Annotated in this window: 3 protein-coding genes; 1 reads left to right on the top strand and 2 read right to left on the bottom strand. The window is 71.4% G+C overall.

The genetic code is table 11. From position 1 onward, the window contains the following. Window positions 1-860: hypothetical protein (locus RIF89_RS12875; RefSeq protein WP_309069498.1), on the top strand; the 860-nt coding region annotated here is incomplete at its 5' end. A 64-nt stretch (window positions 861-924) separates the two neighbouring features. Here RIF89_RS12875 and RIF89_RS12870 read toward each other — a convergent pair. Both RIF89_RS12870 and RIF89_RS12865 read right to left on the bottom strand, forming a co-directional pair. Next, window positions 925-2,271 carry a hypothetical protein gene (locus RIF89_RS12870; RefSeq protein ID WP_309069497.1) on the bottom strand — a complete coding sequence of 449 codons (1,347 nt, stop codon included), beginning with the start codon at window positions 2,269-2,271 and terminating at the stop codon, window positions 925-927. Between the two features lie 214 nt (window positions 2,272-2,485). Then, the coding region (locus RIF89_RS12865; protein ID WP_309069496.1) for an NlpC/P60 family protein at window positions 2,486-3,231 on the bottom strand (746 nt) is incomplete at its 5' end.

Below are 3,231 nucleotides of genomic sequence, written 5' to 3'. Positions count from 1 at the left end.
GGCATCTCGTCCGGGAGCTCGGCTCGCCCCGCTTCGACACGGGGCTGCTCGCGCTGCGTCGCATGGAGTCCATCCACCTGCTCGGGGGCGGCTACCTGAACGCGATCTGGCAGGACAACCTGTCACTCGTCTCGGCCGTCGCCGCCGTCAGCGAGACTTCGGGCGTGCGGGCGTTCGCCACCGGTCTCGGACTGATGCCGCTGATCGGCGAGAACGGCGCGGACCTGGAGCCATGGCTCGCCGACCAGTTCGCGGCTTTCGCGCACGTCGAGGTGCGCGACGAGCGCAGCGCGGCCGTGATCGGCGTCGAGCCGGGGATCGACGACGCTTTCCTCGCGCTCGCCCAGAGGCGTCGCGCGTACGACCAGCGGTCTTCGCCCGACCGCATGGTGCTCGTGCAGGGAGATCTGCGGGCCTGGGAGGACGAGGCCGCGCTGGCGACGATCGACGGCTTCCTCGCGGGCATCTCGGTCGACAGCGTGGGCTTCGTCGAGGCGCTGCCGCCGGACGACCACCGCTATCGAGAGCTCGCGCGTCCGGACGCGCGCTTCTACCCCTTCGGGCACATCTGGGCGGACGGGCTGCCGGCCAGGGCGGGACAGCGGTGGCTCACCTCGCGCTTCCATGTCCACCTGATGGCGGCGGCCGCGGGCGCCGCCGGCCTCGTGATCGCCGGCCGGCCGGGCTACTACGACATCAAGCACGAGTCGTTGCGTGCCCTCGGGACCGGGTGGACGCTCATCGAGGCCGGCGACGCCGTCCGGGCCGAAGACGCGACCGTGGACCCGTCCTTCCCCGAGAAGGCGAAGCAGCTCGGCGCCCGCAAGCGCGCGCTGGCCGATCGCCTCTACCCCCTGTAGGGGCGGTCGCGACGCGCGCGGAGACGGCGGAAACCGCGGAGCGAGCGCGAAACGCGGATCGCGCTCAGCGCGGGGTCAGCGTCCACTTCCCGTCGGCGACGACGTAGACGACGGAGGGGCCGGCGGCGAGGCGGCCGCTTCCGTTCGCTTCGATGACGACCCGGCTGCGCGACGCGTCCGATCCGCTCCACTGCACGGCGACGAGCTGCGATGCGCCGGAATGCGTCGATGAGACGTTGCGCGCGCCGGCGCCGTAGAGGAAGACGCCGTCACCGGTGCCTGAGGTCGGCAGGACGGAGGCGGACTCCATCGGCAGCACGCGGACGGTCCAGGCGCCGCTTGCCACGACGCTGAGCGTGCCGCCCTGCTGGGCGCGATCGAGGCCGAACGCGGTCGTGCCGGCGTAGGTGCCGGTCACGTAGACGGGGATGTCGATCGTCGCGCCCGCCTTGCGCAGCTCGAGCCGGAACTCCCCGGAACCGCGGTGACTGGCGACGAGCAGGCCGCCCTTCGCACCCGCCGGCAGTGTGATCGTGCGATTGCCCGTGCCGCTGTACGTCCCGGACTGGAAGGTGCCGTACTCCGTTGTCGCCCAGCGGATCGCGGCGGACACCTCGGCGGGGTTGCTGCGGCGCACGCCGAGCGAGTCCTTGCGGTCGCCGTTCCAGTCGCCGACGAGCGTGCTGTCGTTCGCGCGCCCGTAGGTGAGGGTGCGGTCGGCGTTCCCCGGAGCGAACCGGTCGGTGACGTAGTAGGTGGCACCGCGTCGAACGGCAGGGGTGTCCGTGCCGTCGCCGTTCCAGTCGCCCACGTAGACGAGGTCGGCCGCGCGCCCGTAGGCGAGCACGCGCGACGCGTCGCCGCCCGTGAGCGAATCAGCGAAGTAGAAGGTGTTCGCGCGTCGCACGGCGAGGGTGTCCTTGCCGTCGCCGTTCCAGTCGCCCACGAGAACCTGGTCGCCTGCGCGGCCGTAGGCGAGCACGGTCTCCGCGTCGCCGCCCTTGAGCTTGTTGGTGAAGTAGTACATGTTGCCGCGGCGGACGGCGAGCGTGTCGACGCCATCCCCGTTCCAGTCGCCGACGAGTGTCACATCGTTGGTGCGGCCGTACGCGAACGTGATGGCGACCTTCCCCGTCGTGCTGTTGGTGAGGTAGTAGCGGTTGCCGCGGCGGACGGCGAGGGAGTCCTTGCCGTCCCCGTCCCAGTCGCCGCTGTACGCGCGATCCGTGCGCAGCCCGTACTCGACGACGTGGTTCGCCTGGCCGCTCCACTCGTCGTTCAGGTAGTAGGTCGAGCCCGCTCCACCGACGTCGCCGCCCTTCGCATGCGCGGCCGTGCCACCGAGTACGGCGAGCGATGCGGCCACGGCGACGACGACGGCGGAACGCAGGATGAGGCGGGGGCGGGGCATGGGGGATCCTCCGGCAGCAGGGGAGCGGCAGGGGCAGCGGGAGCCCCGCAGACCATCCTGCACGCCGCCGCGCCCGCCGCCGGTATTTCGGCCCGTCCACCGGGCCGCGCCGGGATGGTGCGCCGGCCGCGCTTCGTGCCGCGACGAGGCGGATCAGCGAGGCGTCATCCACCAGCGGCCCGTCGAGGCCCGGGCCCGAGCCGGGGAGCGTCGCTCAGGGCAGCGGGCGCACCACGGTCGGCATGTTCTTGCTGGCCGGATACGTGATGTTCTCGCGGCGAACGATGCCGCCGACATGGACGGACTCCATCACCATGCCGTTTCCGAGGTACATCTGCACGTGGCGGACCGTGCTCCGATCCCGCGGGTCGTGCGCCTGGAAGATCAGATCGCCCGGCTGGCGCTGGCTGTAGGGCACGTGCTTGAACTTCTTGCTCGCGTAGATCTCGCGCGGGGTGGTGTTGCCGGGCCGTGTGTGCGTGACGGTGTTGCTCGGCTCGACGTTGAGGCCGACCGCGAGCAGGGCCTGCATCACGACGCCCACGCAGTCGGCGCCCACGGACGGGTGGTTCGAGCCGCCCCAGACGTAGCGGGATCCCTCATACGAGCGCGCCGCCGCGATCATCGTGTTGATGAGCTGCTGCCGCGTCATGTTCGGCTTCGCCTTCAGCGGGTAGACGTACTTGTCGAGTGCGGTCCACGAGCTCTCGCTGTAGCCCATCGCGAGCCACGTCCGCTTGCCGACGACGCCGGTCTGCGGGATGCCGTGGTTGCGCTGCCACTCCTTCACCTTCGCCGCCATGGCGCTGTCGTACCACTGCGTCGGGCGCGCCAGCCCGAAGCGGTCGGCGATCACCTTGACCTTCGCGCCCTCGCGGCCGGTGGACAGCTCGAAGCCGGCGCCGCGCGCGGCAGGCTGGCCGGTGTACGAGATCTTCGCGTAGCCGCCGGGCGTCTGGT

The organism is Microbacterium sp., assembly GCF_031178525.1.
Classification (GTDB): Bacteria; Actinomycetota; Actinomycetes; order Actinomycetales; family Microbacteriaceae; genus Microbacterium.
Note: the sequence above shows the minus strand (reverse complement) of the source record. Positions and strands in the feature narration are given on the sequence as shown.

Bases quoted from the DNA above. Each gene is read 5' to 3' on its own strand.
- RIF89_RS12870 (WP_309069497.1), bottom strand. From the start codon at position 2,271: ATGCCCCGCCCCCGCCTCATCCTGCGTTCCGCCGTCGTCGTCGCCGTG.